Origin of the sequence: Prevotella sp. P6B4 (assembly GCF_000619985.1) — a bacterium.
Taxonomy (GTDB): domain Bacteria; phylum Bacteroidota; class Bacteroidia; order Bacteroidales; family Bacteroidaceae; genus Prevotella.
The window spans coordinates 139,192-153,593 of the sequence record NZ_JHVE01000007.1 but is presented as its reverse complement, the minus strand read 5'-3'; the positions used below and the strand labels follow the sequence as shown (position 1 = coordinate 153,593).

Annotated in this window: 13 protein-coding genes and 1 pseudogene; all 14 read left to right on the top strand. The window is 44.2% G+C overall.

Features of this window, described 5'->3' with window-relative positions:
• Nucleotides 1-942, top strand: coding sequence for a glycosyltransferase family 2 protein (locus T491_RS15865; RefSeq protein WP_081773272.1), 942 nt, complete (start codon nucleotides 1-3; stop codon nucleotides 940-942).
• Nucleotides 939-2,012 (top strand): hypothetical protein, encoded by a 1,074-nt coding sequence (locus T491_RS15860; RefSeq protein WP_051523008.1) that lies wholly within the window; start codon nucleotides 939-941, stop codon nucleotides 2,010-2,012. Before T491_RS15865 ends, T491_RS15860 begins: the two co-directional genes overlap by 4 nt.
• Nucleotides 1,999-3,012, top strand: a complete 1,014-nt coding sequence (locus T491_RS0106600) for a glycosyltransferase family 2 protein (RefSeq protein WP_028903195.1) — start codon at nucleotides 1,999-2,001, stop codon at nucleotides 3,010-3,012. Before T491_RS15860 ends, T491_RS0106600 begins: the two co-directional genes overlap by 14 nt.
• Nucleotides 3,009-4,262, top strand: coding sequence for a Coenzyme F420 hydrogenase/dehydrogenase, beta subunit C-terminal domain (locus T491_RS0106595; RefSeq protein WP_028903194.1), 1,254 nt, complete (start codon nucleotides 3,009-3,011; stop codon nucleotides 4,260-4,262). The genes T491_RS0106600 and T491_RS0106595 overlap by 4 nt, the downstream gene beginning before the upstream one ends.
• Entirely contained in the window at nucleotides 4,259-5,443 is a 1,185-nt protein-coding gene (locus tag T491_RS0106590) for a polysaccharide pyruvyl transferase family protein (protein WP_028903193.1), read from the top strand. The genes T491_RS0106595 and T491_RS0106590 overlap by 4 nt, the downstream gene beginning before the upstream one ends.
• The gene (locus tag T491_RS0106585) at nucleotides 5,443-6,474 is read left to right on the top strand and encodes a glycosyltransferase (protein WP_028903192.1); all 1,032 of its coding nucleotides are present in this window, start codon (nucleotides 5,443-5,445) and stop codon (nucleotides 6,472-6,474) included. Before T491_RS0106590 ends, T491_RS0106585 begins: the two co-directional genes overlap by 1 nt.
• Nucleotides 6,471-7,379 (top strand): ATP-grasp fold amidoligase family protein, encoded by a 909-nt coding sequence (locus T491_RS0106580; protein ID WP_051523007.1) that lies wholly within the window; start codon nucleotides 6,471-6,473, stop codon nucleotides 7,377-7,379. The genes T491_RS0106585 and T491_RS0106580 overlap by 4 nt, the downstream gene beginning before the upstream one ends.
• Nucleotides 7,380-7,798: 419 nt before the next feature.
• Complete coding sequence (locus tag T491_RS17875; protein WP_197018814.1) at nucleotides 7,799-8,515, top strand: glycosyl hydrolase; 717 nt, start codon at nucleotides 7,799-7,801, stop codon at nucleotides 8,513-8,515.
• 135 nt (nucleotides 8,516-8,650) lie between these two features.
• Nucleotides 8,651-8,977, top strand: a complete 327-nt coding sequence (locus T491_RS0106570) for an oligosaccharide biosynthesis protein Alg14 (protein WP_231480191.1) — start codon at nucleotides 8,651-8,653, stop codon at nucleotides 8,975-8,977.
• Nucleotides 8,978-9,002: 25 nt separating this feature from the next.
• Nucleotides 9,003-9,476, top strand: a complete 474-nt coding sequence (locus tag T491_RS0106565) for a glycosyltransferase (RefSeq protein WP_028903188.1) — start codon at nucleotides 9,003-9,005, stop codon at nucleotides 9,474-9,476.
• A 27-nt stretch (nucleotides 9,477-9,503) separates the two neighbouring features.
• A complete protein-coding gene (locus tag T491_RS0106560) occupies nucleotides 9,504-12,041 on the top strand; it encodes an exopolysaccharide transport family protein (protein ID WP_197018813.1) in 2,538 nt (845 codons plus the stop codon).
• Nucleotides 12,038-12,484, top strand: a complete 447-nt coding sequence (locus T491_RS0106555) for a BT0820 family HAD-type phosphatase (protein WP_028903186.1) — start codon at nucleotides 12,038-12,040, stop codon at nucleotides 12,482-12,484. Before T491_RS0106560 ends, T491_RS0106555 begins: the two co-directional genes overlap by 4 nt.
• Nucleotides 12,485-12,498: 14 nt before the next feature.
• Entirely contained in the window at nucleotides 12,499-13,308 is an 810-nt protein-coding gene (locus T491_RS0106550; protein ID WP_051523006.1) for a polysaccharide biosynthesis/export family protein, read from the top strand.
• Between the two features lie 225 nt (nucleotides 13,309-13,533).
• Nucleotides 13,534-13,818, top strand: a pseudogene (locus tag T491_RS18050) (protein CapI); the annotation flags it as partial.
• Nucleotides 13,819-14,402: the final 584 nt, after the last annotated feature.

The following is a 14,402-nucleotide window of genomic DNA, read 5'->3' as shown; positions in this document are numbered from 1 at the left end:
ATGACACACCGACTTGCCATCATCATTCCTGCCTATAAGGCAAAATTCCTGCCAGCTGCGCTTGAGTCTATTGCGGCCCAGACATGCAAGGATTTTACCTTGTATATAGGTGATGATTGCAGTCCTGAACCGATAGGTGATATTGTTGACCAATATCGTGACAAGATAGAGTTGGTATATCTGCGCTTCGACAGAAATCTGGGCGGTAAAGATCTTGTGGCTCAATGGGAACGGTGCATTGCCATGAGTAAAAACGAGCCTTATATCTGGTTGTTCTCAGACGATGATGTGATGGAACCGAACTGCGTGGAACTGTTATTGAGAACGATTGATGAAACAAAAGGTGCATACGACCTCTATCACTTCGATGTGAATGAAATCAATGACGAGGGCAAGGTGACCAAGCAGCTTCCAGCTTATTCACAAGTTCTTAGTGCATACGACTATTACAAGGGGAAGTCTTCTGGGAAATATCGCAGTTACGTGGTAGAAAATGTCTTTTCTCGCAGAATATATGACCAGGCAGGTGGTTTCAAGAACTTTGACCTCGCCTGGGGAAGCGATGTGGCCACATGGTGCATCTTCTGTGGGAAGAAAGGAATGTTTAAGATTCCTGGTGCCCATGTCCTATGGCGTAGAAGCAGTCAGAACATTACTCCGGACAAATCCAGACAGATAGCAGAGCGCAAGCTGAAGTCTGAATGTGAGTTCCTGAATTGGTCATATAACTATTTTAGTAACGAGAAAGATATATGGGAAGTAAACCGTGCTCTTTTTATCAGCAAAATGCAACAATACAAGGCACGTGTTGGACAGAAATGTCGCAAAAAAGCATTCTCTGTCTTCTTTCAGACACATGGTCATAAGCATGAAAGATTAAAAGTATTCTTATTAGTTCATCTTCATCGCAAACTATATCATTTTATAAAACCTCTATTATGAAAGTCTATTTTGTAGTCAAGGAACCTTCTGAGCGAACCATCAACCATTTCGTGTCTTCGCTTGGCAATGCCCTGCAGAAGCAGGGGTGCGAGGTGGCTTATGGCCTTAAGTTGCTTTGGACAGATGAGGTTTTGGGTTACGACATCATACATTTCCAGTGGCCAGAAGGACTTTTTGGCTTGTTCGGTCATCAGGTGACAGATGAAGAACTGAAACGTGTGAATCAGCGCCTTATATTGCTCAAGGAACACGGAAAGAAACTTTTCTATACTTGCCATAACTTAAAGCCGCATACGAATAAGAACGAGAACCTGTTACACCTTTATGAACTGATTTATAATAATGCCGACTACATCCATCATTTAGGTAATTACAGTTGTGAACAATTAAAATCCAAATATCCAAATGCCCGTCATGTCGTGATACCACATCATATTTATGACGATGTCTATAGCTTTTCCATTACCCGTGAAGAGGCCAGGAATCGTTTAAATATCCCTGAAAACGAGAGAATAGTGCTAAGTTTTGGAAAGTTTCGTAATGAGCGGGAACGTGACTTCGTGCTTGAGATGCAACAGACTTTAGGCCGTTCAGTTCTTTTCCTGATGCCAGGCTTCTATCGTGAGACATTGCATACATGGAATCCGAAAAAACTCATCACCCGTCTGTATCACACCATACGCTACAAGTTGAAAGGCATTCGATTCTGTAATGAAGCGATTCCCGATGATCTGATGCAGTGCTATTTCTGCGCTGCCGATGTGGTGCTGATCCAGCGGCTTGACATTCTGAACTCAGGTAGTCTGCCGATGGCCTTCCATGCTGGCAAAGTGGTGGTTGGGCCAGATGTAGGCAACGTAGGACCTATACTATGCGATACAGGCAATTTCGCCTTTGACCCATATGATATGAGAAGTGCTGTAAGTGCATTACAAAACGCATTGGAAGCCACTTCAAAAGGGGGTGAGAACAAAACTTACGCCACAGAGCACTGGTCATCTGAGCGTATTGCAGCATCATTGTTAAAGTATTATCAACAGGCATTATACAGGAAACATGAAACCGAATAGGGAACCTTTAATCAGCGTGGTGCTGCCTACCTACAACGTAGTGCAGTATTTGCGGCAATGCCTGGAAAGCGTTGCGGCTCAGACCTACCATAACATTGAGGTCATCATCATCATTGATGGAGCCACTGATGGTTCGTACGAGATTGCCCAAGACTTCTGTAAGACAGACAGTCGCTTCTCCGTCTATTGGCAAGAGAATGCCGGCAGTGGTCCTGCCCGAAACAATGGGTTGGCACACTGTCAGGGAGAGTTCGTCATGTTTGTGGATCCCGATGACTGGATAGAGCCGGAGCTGTTGGAGAAACTGTATGAGGCTCAGAAGGATGGAGATTATGATTTGGTAGCTACAAGGAGAACCCGTGTCTTGTGTGACAATAACGAAAAAGTCTTGAAAGTTATTCCTCGTCATTTCAAAGAAGAAACTATTCATGGGCAAAAGGAAATTCGCCAATCATATATTAGAATGTTAACTTCTGAAGTTGTGGGTTCTCCTACGCAAAAGTTATATAAAATGTCAATCATAAGGAATTCTGGTGTTGAGTTCCCTCCTTTACGCAGGTCGCAGGATGTTGCTTTCAATTACAGGTATTATGCCAATATTCAATCATTAAGGCTCATTTCGTATAGTGGTTATAACTATAGAATAATGGCAAAGCGTGCGCCGGGTAAGACAGGACAGGATTATTATAAAACGATTGAATGGTTCTACAATGACTATCAGCGTCTTTATCAGTCATGGAATATGCCTTTCCCTGAACAAGAATTGTGTGATTTCTTTTTTAGAGTACGTATTTATGCCAACTTGCAGCAGTTTGCTGCACATGGTTGGGACATGAAGCCCGTCGTTGAGAATCCAACGATTCAGCATATCTTTCTAACGGCTAATCCTCAGACTTTTTATATGAAAACTGTCAGGAGCCTGCTTTGTAGGAGAAAATATGAGACGCTGAGGATATTTCTGATTATGATTATGTTTGTTAAACGGTATTTGAACAAATGAACATCAGTTATACGACAAGACACCATCTGTGCTTAGGTTGTGGCTTATGTGAAGACATTTGTCCACAAGGTGCTATAACTATAGATATTCGCCAAGGAGAATACCGTCCGAGCGTCGATGAGTCCCTTTGCATCGGCAGTAACTGTGGACGATGTTCAGATATATGTCCTGGGTTAGGTGTTGACCTTTTAAAATTATCATCAAGGCAGGACTCTCTAACGAACGGTCATGTTACGTGTAATGAGTATCTCGGTCGCTATGTACAACTTTATACCGGTCATTGTACAAATGAGGATATCAGATATCATTCTGCTTCCGGGGGACTGGTTACAGGTCTGTTGGTTTATCTGCTCGAGAAAAAGATGATTGATGGAGCTGTCGTAACACGGTTCTCTTCAATCGACCATCTGACGCCGGAGGTTTTTATTGCGCGTAATACTGACGAGTTGATTTCTGCCCGAAGCTCCAAGTATTGTCCAGTATCTATGCAGGGCATCAGGAAGCAAATAAGAGAGGCCGAAGGGAAATATGTCATTATAGGGTTGCCTTGTCATTTGCACGGATTCAGGAAAATTGAAGAAAAGGACAAGAAATTCCGTGAACATGTATTTGCATATTGGGGGCTGTATTGTTCATCTGGCCGGACATTTCATCTGACTGATTATATCCTTCAACAAAGACATATCAATCAAGAGGATATCCGTTATTTCTCCTATCGTGACGAGGGATGTTTAGGGTCTTTAGTGGTCAAATGTAGCAATGAGGTATATAAAGAAAGATACCAAAGTTATTTTCATCCGCTTCGAAGCATTTTTATACCTCGTCGTTGTCATTTCTGTATCGACCACTCTGCAGAGTTGGCTGACATCTCATTTGGAGATATACATATAAAGCCTTATTCTGACGATACTATAGGAATCAATTCTCTGATAGTACGAACCCCTCAAATGAATGATTTGTTACAACAAGCCATGAGGGATGGTGCTATTGTCATGGAAGAACTAAACGAGGCGACATTAGTGGCTTCTCAGAAAATGGCCAGGGTAAAGAAAACAAAATATGCATCCTTGGTCTATTGGTGCAAACGAATGGGAATGGCAGTCCCCCAATACGATGTAAAACCGTATTCCAAAATAGGATTTGTAAAGTCTCTATTCTATTTGATAAATCTAAACCTGCAATACCAAGTGGGACATCATCGTAATCTGTGGTTTCTGATAAAATACATGATAAAGAAAAGAAAGGCATGATGAAGATAGGTTGTGTTATAGCATATTCCAAGGGTCACAACAACTATGGAACTTCGCTTCAAGGCTACGCTTTGGTTCGGAAGATTCAGGAATTGGGCTATGATGTAGAGATTATAGAATACATCAAGCAGCTCTCACTGATTGATAAGATTAAATACGTTATCAATGCTATACGTGCTGGCGAAATAAAAGTGCTGAAACGGAAAGCATGGGGTAAAAGAGCATATCGTCATCCTGGGTATATACAAGGGCTCACATTGCGTACCCAAGCAGTAGATGCTTATAAAAGCAAGAAACTGATTCCTTATTTCCATCGCTACACAGGTTTTAAGGCATTGTCTGAAGGTTCTTTAAATTATGATACCGTGGTTGTCGGTTCTGACCAGGTTTGGACACCGTTGTCATTACCCAACAAGTTCTTTAATTTGTTGTTTGTGAAAGATTCTGTGAGAAAGGTGTCTTATGCCAGTAGTTTCGGTGTAAGTCATATTCCTGATTTCCAGCAAAAGGCCACAGGTCATTATCTTGACAGGTTCTATAAAATCAGCGTCAGAGAGCAACGCGGAAAAGAAATTGTGGATAGTTTAAGTCATCAGCAGGCATTAGTAGTAGCCGACCCCACACTATTACTCACTCGAGAAGAATGGGAAAAGGAAATTGCTGAAAACATATCGGAATCAACGGCTCAGAATGTTGCAAGAACAAAAGGGACTCCATATATCTTTTGTTATTTGATTTCGCCCAACAAAGAAGCACGTATTCAGACACAGAGATTGAAGGATGAGACAGGCCTGCCAATGATCACCATCAGACACATGGAGCAATATCGCGAGATAGACGAAACGATAGGCGATGAAGCTCCATACGCTGTTGATCCCAATGATTTTGTCCGATATATCAGTAAGGCACAATATGTATGTACGGACTCTTTCCATTGTACGGTGTTCTCTACGTTGTTTCATAGGCCATTCATGACTTTTTATCGTACCAGTCATCAAGTACGTTCAAATAGGAACTCAAGAATTGATTCCTTGTTTGAGATTTTAGGAATCAATAAGAGCCATATATTTAAAGATGACATTTTAAAGATTAAAGAACCGATAGATTGGCGTATGGTAGATAACAATCTTGAAAAACTCAGATTAGATAGTTTAAAATTCTTGAAAACAGCATTAAAGTAATGAAGCAAGTTCTCTTTGTCGGTTGGGTGAATCAGGGCAAAGCGCCCGTGGACGGTGAGACCACTAAGAACCAGTACATCATTGCAGAACTGAAAAAGTACTGCAAGGTGACGGTCTTGGACTTCTACGAAAAACGTAAGCACCCATGGGTATATCTGCAGGCATTATGGGCTGTAATCATTCAGTCTCATGCCACTATCGTTTTTTCTACTTCTGCATCGAATATTTATGGTGTATTGAAATGGTTCAAGAAATTGAAAATCCATCGTAATGTTGTCCATTGGGTTATTGGCGGAACCTTAGGTGACAAAGTGAAGAATGGTGTATTCAACGCAGACGTTATCGGTTATGCTAAACATACGCTCGTTGAAAGTCCTTTAATGCTTCGACAATTGGAAGATTGCGATGTAAAAGGGGTTATTCATGTTCCGAATTTCAAGCGCATCGATTACCTTCCCCAAATAAGTGCCCCCCAAAACGTCCTGCGTTTCGTTTTCCTTTCACGAATCATGGCAGAAAAAGGATGTAATGAAATTTTAGCAGCAGCAAAACTCTTGAATGAGTGGGGATTACAGAAACAATATGTAGTTGATTTTTATGGCAAGGTAGCAGATGATTACAAAACGACTTTTGAGGAAGGACTATCCAAATTGCCAAACGTAAAACACCAGAATTTCCTTGACATGCGGCAAAAGAAAGGATATGACAGGTTAGCCACATACGATATGCTGCTATTTCCGACTTATTGGAAAGGGGAAGGGTTTGCGGGTATATTTATAGATGCCTTTGTGTCAGGGCTACCAATGATAATTACTGATTGGGCACATAACAGCCAGTTTGTGAAAAAAGGGGAAACAGGACTGTTCATTCCCGTTCATGATGCGAAGGCATTGGCGTATAAAATGAAAGATTGCATTGATGGCCAATACGATATCTGGAAGATGAAACAGTATTGTCAAATAGAAGCAAAGAAATATGATGTAAGCAGAATTGTTACGGAAGGTCTTTTGAAGAAAATCGAAATATTATGAGCAAAACAATGATTCTTTTCTTCGTCAGCTTTCTTGTCAGGCTGCACATCTTGACACCCATTCGTGTGGCAAGACTGAAGTTCTTCTACAAGTTGCACTGGTGGCCCAACTTTGAGCATCCCAAAGACATCAACGAAAAGATCAACTGGATGAAGTTCTATGGCGACACGACCTCGTGGCCGTTGTTGGCAGACAAGTATCGCGTCAGAGAACATGTAAAGGATTGCGGTCTTGACGATTGCCTTATCCCGCTCATAGGCAAGTGGGACACGGTGGATGAGATAGATTGGGACCAATTGCCTCAGCAGTTTGTCATGAAATGCAACAACGGCAGTGGCGATGTCCTAGTGTGTCCCGACAAGAAGAAGTTGGATAAAGAAAAAACACTTCAGTATTTTAGAAAGACTCTTCAGGCACCCTACGGCATACTTACAGGCGAAGAGCACTATAAACAAATCAAACCATGTATTATTGCCGAAGAACTGCTTGACGGAAGTACACAGCCCAACAAATCACAATCACTTGTAGATTACAAGATATGGAGCTTCAATGGCAAACCGGAATGTATTGTGTGTTACAGTAACCGGCATAATAAGTATTATTGTGAGATTGGCGTGTATGACCGCAATTGGAATGCTCACCCAGAGTACCTTCGCTATTCCTCCCATTATGTGCCAGAACAGAAGCTTATGCCCAAACCTGCATCACTTGACACTATGTTACGTATTGCGTCAATTCTTTCCAAAGGACATCCTCAGATGCGGGTAGATTTGTATGATGTCAACGGACATGTTTATGTTGGAGAACTAACCCTGACATCAAGCGGAGGATATATGAATCATTTCACACAAGCGTTCTTAGACAAACTCGGTCAATTTACAGTATTGCCAATAGAAAAAAAATGAAAACGTATCCTATCATTTGGCTTGTCTTATTTTGCTTGATGGTACCAGTGGGCTCTTTTGCACAAAACTGGCATGACGCTGCTTCGGTGAAAAAAGAACTGATACGGGCTGCCAATAATGGGCAAACCTACTACAGCCAATTTAATTTTTATAACCCAAGGAAGGACGGAAGTCTCAACTCGACATACGGACAAGTACTTCGATGTCAGCCACTGATTTATGGTGTGGACTTCTACTATGCCAGTGGCACTTGGCAAAAGCCCAAAGAGGTTCGTAATACACGAGAGAACTTAATAAAAACAGTCCGGGACTCTTGGCGCGAGCATCGGGCCATAGCCTGTTTCTCGTGGCATTTGGAGAACCCATACGTTCCGTCGGAATTCTCGACGACAGCAGGGTTTCGATACACTAACAACAAAATGAACCCAGATTATCCCGCCGAACATCGCTATGTCATCAAGGAAATACTGGAGCATAGCGGTGAGGCATGTGGCTTGGGGAATGTGTCGCGCAAGGACAACGCCAAGGGTTACAATACGCCTCGGGAATGGTTTGAGGACCGTTGCAAGGAAGTTGCCGACATCATCAATGAATTTGTTGATGACAACGAACAACCCATCCCATTTATCTTCCGTCTTTGGCACGAATGGGAAGACGGTTGGATGTGGTGGGGTGCCAAATATGTGTCGGCAGATGATTACAAGCGTTTCTTCATATTGACCGAACAGACTGTTAAGAAATATGCCCCAAATGCTCAAATTCTTTGGGCCTACTGTTCAGATCGTTACGTAAATGGCGAAGAGGAATACATGGAACGGTATCCGGGTGATGATTATGTGGATATCATAGGTTTTGATGATTATGCAATTGGTCAATCTAAGGAGGACTGGACTGCTGCGGTAAACAGGGCTAAGATGGTTTGTAGAATAGCAGAAAAAAGACATTTGGCAACAGGGTTGTTTGAAACAAACAACAACAAGCGAAAGATTCCCAACTATTATACGGATCACCTGAATCGTATGCTAACAGCCAAGGATGTTCGTTTAGGTATCGTACAGATTTGGAGCCTGAAAAATTTTAATGATTCAACAGACTTAAGATCCTTTGTCAATCAAAAGAATATTATTGCTAAATAAAGGGATATAATCATGAAAAAAGTACTTGCAGTAGCCTCGATAGGCGGACACTGGATACAGTTGCTCAGAATAGCACGGCCGATGGAAGGACATTATGAAATGGTATATGTCTCGACTCATCCGAAATGTGCCACAATGGTAGAAGGGCAGAAGTTCTGTCAGACAACCGATTTCAGCCGTTCCGATGCTTGGAAACTGATACCGGCATTCTTCAGGCAGTTGAATATCATCAGAAAGGAAAAGCCCGATGCAATCATCACCACTGGAGCCGCTCCGGGACTGATCTGTGTGTTTGCTGGATGGCTGCTACGCAGAAAGACCATTTGGATAGACAGCATCGCCAACGTCAACCGCCTGTCCCTAAGCGGAAGGATTGCAGCTTTATTCGTCTCCAGAGTCTATACGCAGTGGCAACATTTGGCTACAGCCAAAATCCATTATTCCGGAAACATCTTTGGATAATCACTAACCACTTTCTCATACCCTTATGATATTCGTTACTATTGGCACACAGATTCCTTTCGACCGGCTCATCGAGATGCTCGACCGCATCGCACCTGAGCTTGACGAAGAGATCTATGCTCAGGCCCTTAGGGGTAAATACAAACCTAAACACTTTAAACTCATTGATTTCATTGAACCCGATGAATTTGAAAAGGTGTTTGCCCAGGCAAGATTGATTGTAGCCCATGCTGGCATGGGGACTATTCTGTCTGCTCTACGCAACTCTAAGTCGTTGGTCATCTTTCCACGCATAGCATCCTTAGGTGAACACCGCAACGACCATCAGAATGCCACGGCACAAATGATAAAAGAGAATAAATATGCATACGTGGCTACCAATGAGAAGGAGCTTCGCGAACTGCTCCACATGGACCTCCGTCCACTGAAAAAAATAGGCGAGTTTGCATCGGAAAGCCTCGTCAAATCCTTGAAAGACTTTATCGACTTCAACGTGTAAACAATTATAAAATAAAATAATAAAATTATGTCAGACAAAGTAGAATTTGATTTGGAAGACCTCGACGACCTGAAAGACCTTATAGGCGACGAGAGAAAAAGAGCTGATTTTAGCTTCCAGAAAGTTTTTTCCCTTTTGGTGCTCAACTGGCAGTACTTCCTCTTCTCATTTATTATCTTCGTGAGTGGAGCCATTCTGTATCTGCGATACACTGAGCCAACCTACAAGCTGTCGGCCCGCATGTTGATAAAAGACGAGCGGAAACAGAACAGCAATGCTTCGCAGTTGCTCACTAATATGATTGACTTGGGATTTGTGACCAACTCCTCGGGGATTGACAATGAAGTAGAGGTCATGCAGTCGCGCATTCTGATGCGCGATGTGGTACGTGAACTGCATCTGAATGCCGAATTCCGCATCAAGGGGCATGTTATGGACAAAATCGTTTACCGTAAACAGGCTCTCAACGTTGAAATGGATCCGGTTGTGCTTGACAGTCTTGACAAGGATTATATGGAATGGGGCGAGAAATCCAGCATTCGAATGGAAATAACGCGCAAAAAAGACGGCTACTTTGTGGAAGGTGCTACATATCAATCTGGAAACGAGAAGGACAGCCGTAGCCAACCCTTTCAGGAGAACATAGACTCACTACCTGCATCTGTCAACACTGCCCTCGGCACGCTGACGCTGACTGCCTCTCAACGTTTTCAGATGCAGACAGGCGAAACCTATATTGTCACTATTCTGCCACCAATGCTGGTGGCTACCAACTGTCTGTCGGCCATGACAGTGGAACCCACCAGCAAACGTACCGATATTGCCATGGTGACCCTTACCGACAAGAACCCGCAACGTGGCATGGACTTCCTGCGCCGGTTGGCCGTATGCTATAACCGCAGGGCCAATGCCGACAAAAACGAGGTGGCACTGCGCACCGAGGAGTTTATCAACGAGCGCGTGAAGAAAATCAACGAAGAGTTAGGACTTACCGAAGATGAACTCGCCGACTATAAACGCCGCCATTCCATGACCGGCCTTTCAATGGATGCCGCACAGGCCGTACAGTTGAGCAACCAGTTTTCTGCTCGCTTGTCGGAAACCGATGCCCAGATCCGACTTATCGACTATCTGCGCGATTATGTCGGCGACCCTCGCAACAAGTATCAGGTGATACCTTCCAACGTAGGACTCACCGACGGAGCCACCACACAGCTCATCAGCGACTACAACCAGACCGTGCTCAAACGCAATCGCCTGCTGACCGTTGCCAATGAGGAGGCGCCTCAGGTGCAGACACTCACTGCAACTATCGACGATATGGCTGCCGGCATCTCGACCGCATTGTTGCAGGCACGTCATTCTGCCGACATCGCCCGGCAGGGTGTTATGGAGCAATATCTAAAGTACCAAAGCCAGGTGGCTGGTGCGCCGGCACAGGAGCAGGTGCTCACACAGATTGGCCGCCATCAGGAGGTGCAGTCGGGCATCCTGCTGCTGCTCCTACAGAAGCGCGAGGAGAACAGTATCTCGCTCGCAGCCACTGCCGACAAGGGACGGCTCATTGACGAACCTCTCAACGAAGGAAAGGAGAAACCCAAAAAGACTATGGTGTTCCTTAGTGCCCTGCTGTTGGCGTTTGCCTTGCCTTTGTCCATTATTTGGCTCATCGGTCTGCTCCGCTACCGTATTGAGGGGCACGATGATGTGCAGAGTCTTACCAAACTGCCCATTATTGCCGACATACCGATGGCCAGCGACAACGTGAAGTCATCGGCAGGCATTGTGGTGCATGAAAACAAGAATACTCAGATGGACGAGATTTTTCGCTCCTTGCGAACCAACGTGAAATTCCTGCTGAAGGAGCACGAGAAGAAAATTCTCTTCTCATCCAGCATCTCAGGAGAGGGAAAGACTTTCTGTGCCGCCAACCTGGCCATGAGTTTTGCCCTGCTGGGGCAGAGGGTGGTGCTTTGCGGACTTGATATACGTAAGCCTGCACTGGGGCGGTTGTTTGGCATTGCTGACAGGAACCTCGGTATCACCACATTGCTTACTAAGGAGCAGGTCACGCTCGAGGATGTACAGAAGCAGATTGTCAAGTCTGGTGTCAGCGACAACCTGCACCTGCTACTGTCAGGACCTATACCGCCTAACCCCTCCGAGCTGCTGGCACGCAAAACGTTTCAGCAGGTGATAAGCCTGTTGGAGCAACAATACGACTATGTCATCTTCGACACAGCACCCGTAGGGCTTGTCACTGATACGCTGCAGATTGCGGAACATGCCGACTGCTGTGTGCTGGTTTGCCGTGCCGACTACACACCCAAGTCAAGTTTCGGCCAGCTCAACCAACTGGCAGCCGAAGGAAAACTGCCAAACGCAAGCATTGCCATCAACGGTATTGACATGTCGCGCCGCAAGTACGGCTACTACTACGGCTATGGCGTTTACGGCAAATACGGACGCTATGGCAACTACGGAAAATATGGTAATTATGGTCATTATGGTATGTATGCCGACAGTCATTATGGCCTGAAAGACGATAACTCCATCAAGAAATGACAATAGCAGTAGACTTTGACGGAACGATAGTGGAGCACCGCTATCCCGAAATAGGCGAAGAAAAGCCCTTCGCCGTGCAAACCCTGCGCATGCTGATTGCCGACCATCATCGGCTTATATTGTGGAGCGTGCGCGAGGGAAAACTTCTGGACGATGCCATTGAATGGTGCCGCGAGCGTGGTATCGAGTTCTACGCCATCAACCGCGACTATCCGGAAGAGACCGAGAGTGGGAATGAACACTACAGCAGAAAAATTAAAGTTGACATCTTCATTGATGACCGGAACATAGGGGGGCTGCCGGATTGGGGAACGATATATTCGATGATAACCCACGGTACTGGCTGGTACCAGCTGATAAGTGAGACCGCTTCCGGCAATGATTCTTACGCTACCCGCCGTCACCATCGTCCATGGTGGAAACGATTTTTGAATATTCACTAAAAACGATAGAAAGTATGACAAAGAATGTAACAACCTACGTGATTGCTGCTATTGCAATCCTGCTGCTCGCTGCCTGTGCTTCGCCAAAGAATGTAGCATACATACAGAACAGCGAAGCATTTGTTGCCGACAGCTCGGCATTTCTCTATGAGGCACATATCATGCCCAAAGATGTACTGACAATTACAGTAAACACAGTAAATCCTGAAATTTCAGCTCCCTTCAACCTGGTGATATCTCCAACGTTGGGAAACTCTTTGACAGGTAGCCAGTCAGTGAATTCCAACCGTGTTTTGCAAACCTACTTGGTGAGCAACGATGGAACCATATCCTTTCCTGTACTGGGTACGCTGAAAGTCGGAGGACTGTCGAAGGCAGAATGTGAGAAACTCATCCACGACCGTATCATACGCTACTTGAATGGCAAGGAAGACCCCGTGGTGACAGTACGCATGGCAAACTATAAAATATCCGTATTGGGCGAGGTGGCACGTCCCGGCATGTTCACCGTGAACAATGAGAAAATCAACATCTTCGAAGCACTGGCACAGGCTGGCGACCTCACTATCTACGGTGTCCGTGACCGCTTGAAACTCATCCGTGAGAATGCCGATGGAAAAAAACGCATCTACACCATGAACCTCAACGATGCCAACATCATCAACTCACCCTGCTACTACCTCCAGCAGAACGACATCGTTTACGTAGAGCCCAACAAGGTGAAAGCCCGCAACTCCAGCGTGGGACAGACTACCACACTATGGCTTACATCAACAAGCATACTGGTTGCTGTGGCATCATTATTGTTTAACATCTTAAAATAATGAGTATGTCTGATAAACATTCGCACCATCACCATCATCATAAAGAAGACTATGGCTCTCGCTTCAAGCGGCAGAGCCTCTCTTCGATAGCCTTCCGACGCAGTGCTGACAAATGGATGAAGATAATTCTATTCGCCCTTTCAGTGGTAATGATTCTTCTTGTCATCCTGACGTATGTCTTTTTATAGGACTATTATGAAGATAATTTGAAATAGTCCTTGTCTTCTTCCTATTCCTCCATAAGCTATATATAATATAGGTAGTGGTTAGCCGGAGAACCTACTGGACTTCGTACAGGCCCTGCAAGAGGAACTGGTCAGGGTAGGAGTCCTACCAGCTGATTTTAACTTCGAGACTCACAAAAAGTTGGTTCCTATGCAGCCTGACGATATGACCACGATGTATGTGAATGCAACAGCCTTAGAGCACGACTTTGGATTTACTCCAAAGATAAAACTCCGTGAAGGACTAAGGAAGTTTGCAAAGTGGTATAAGGAGTATTATTGTTGAAGATTGGCTGATTACCAAGCACTGTTCTTCGTTTGATTACAATAATAGCCCTCATAGAATCATGTCATATGGATACGACCACAGAATTCCATTCTCTTTGGTATCGAACATTATTGATAAATGCCTATGCGGGTGAGACTGGATATCCTAACAAATAACGATTGGATATAATTTTATAATGAATAGCGAGAGCTGGGGCTGCGAAGAAGCGGTCTCGGCTCTTGCTCATTATATCCAAGACAAAGAGATTACAAAAGTCATGGTGTTAACGTTTTTGGATGGCAGTATGGAGAATTCTCAATTATTTTTCTTATCTTTGCACCCGTTTTTTTGATAATAGGTAAAAAGATTGAATGAAACATATTGATTCATTGACGCGGTTGCGCCTACAGCATCATGCGGGAAGAGGCAGAGAAAAGAGGCAACACGGTGGAAACAGAAGTGCCGCAAGGCCGTTCAACGATTATAGTATAGCCGTTAATTACTATCTTTCTCAGCAGTTTTTGCAGACTTTGGGGCTAAATCTCATAAAAATACCTGCATTTGGCCCGAAAGTATGCATTTTTTAGTGATATATCATAAGA

What these genes read in the sequence shown, in the direction of transcription:
- T491_RS17875 (WP_197018814.1), top strand. Translation starts at nt 7,799, where the DNA reads ATGAACCCAGATTATCCCGCCGAACATCGCTATGTCATCAAGGAAATA.
- T491_RS0106590 (WP_028903193.1), top strand. Translation starts at nt 4,259, where the DNA reads ATGATGAAGATAGGTTGTGTTATAGCATATTCCAAGGGTCACAACAAC.
- T491_RS0106555 (WP_028903186.1), top strand. Translation starts at nt 12,038, where the DNA reads ATGACAATAGCAGTAGACTTTGACGGAACGATAGTGGAGCACCGCTAT.
- T491_RS0106600 (WP_028903195.1), top strand. Translation starts at nt 1,999, where the DNA reads ATGAAACCGAATAGGGAACCTTTAATCAGCGTGGTGCTGCCTACCTAC.
- T491_RS0106580 (WP_051523007.1), top strand. Translation starts at nt 6,471, where the DNA reads ATGAGCAAAACAATGATTCTTTTCTTCGTCAGCTTTCTTGTCAGGCTG.
- T491_RS0106550 (WP_051523006.1), top strand. Translation starts at nt 12,499, where the DNA reads ATGACAAAGAATGTAACAACCTACGTGATTGCTGCTATTGCAATCCTG.
- T491_RS15865 (WP_081773272.1), top strand. Translation starts at nt 1, where the DNA reads ATGACACACCGACTTGCCATCATCATTCCTGCCTATAAGGCAAAATTC.
- T491_RS15860 (WP_051523008.1), top strand. Translation starts at nt 939, where the DNA reads ATGAAAGTCTATTTTGTAGTCAAGGAACCTTCTGAGCGAACCATCAAC.
- T491_RS0106585 (WP_028903192.1), top strand. Translation starts at nt 5,443, where the DNA reads ATGAAGCAAGTTCTCTTTGTCGGTTGGGTGAATCAGGGCAAAGCGCCC.
- T491_RS0106570 (WP_231480191.1), top strand. Translation starts at nt 8,651, where the DNA reads ATGGTAGAAGGGCAGAAGTTCTGTCAGACAACCGATTTCAGCCGTTCC.
- T491_RS0106565 (WP_028903188.1), top strand. Translation starts at nt 9,003, where the DNA reads ATGATATTCGTTACTATTGGCACACAGATTCCTTTCGACCGGCTCATC.
- T491_RS0106595 (WP_028903194.1), top strand. Translation starts at nt 3,009, where the DNA reads ATGAACATCAGTTATACGACAAGACACCATCTGTGCTTAGGTTGTGGC.
- T491_RS0106560 (WP_197018813.1), top strand. Translation starts at nt 9,504, where the DNA reads ATGTCAGACAAAGTAGAATTTGATTTGGAAGACCTCGACGACCTGAAA.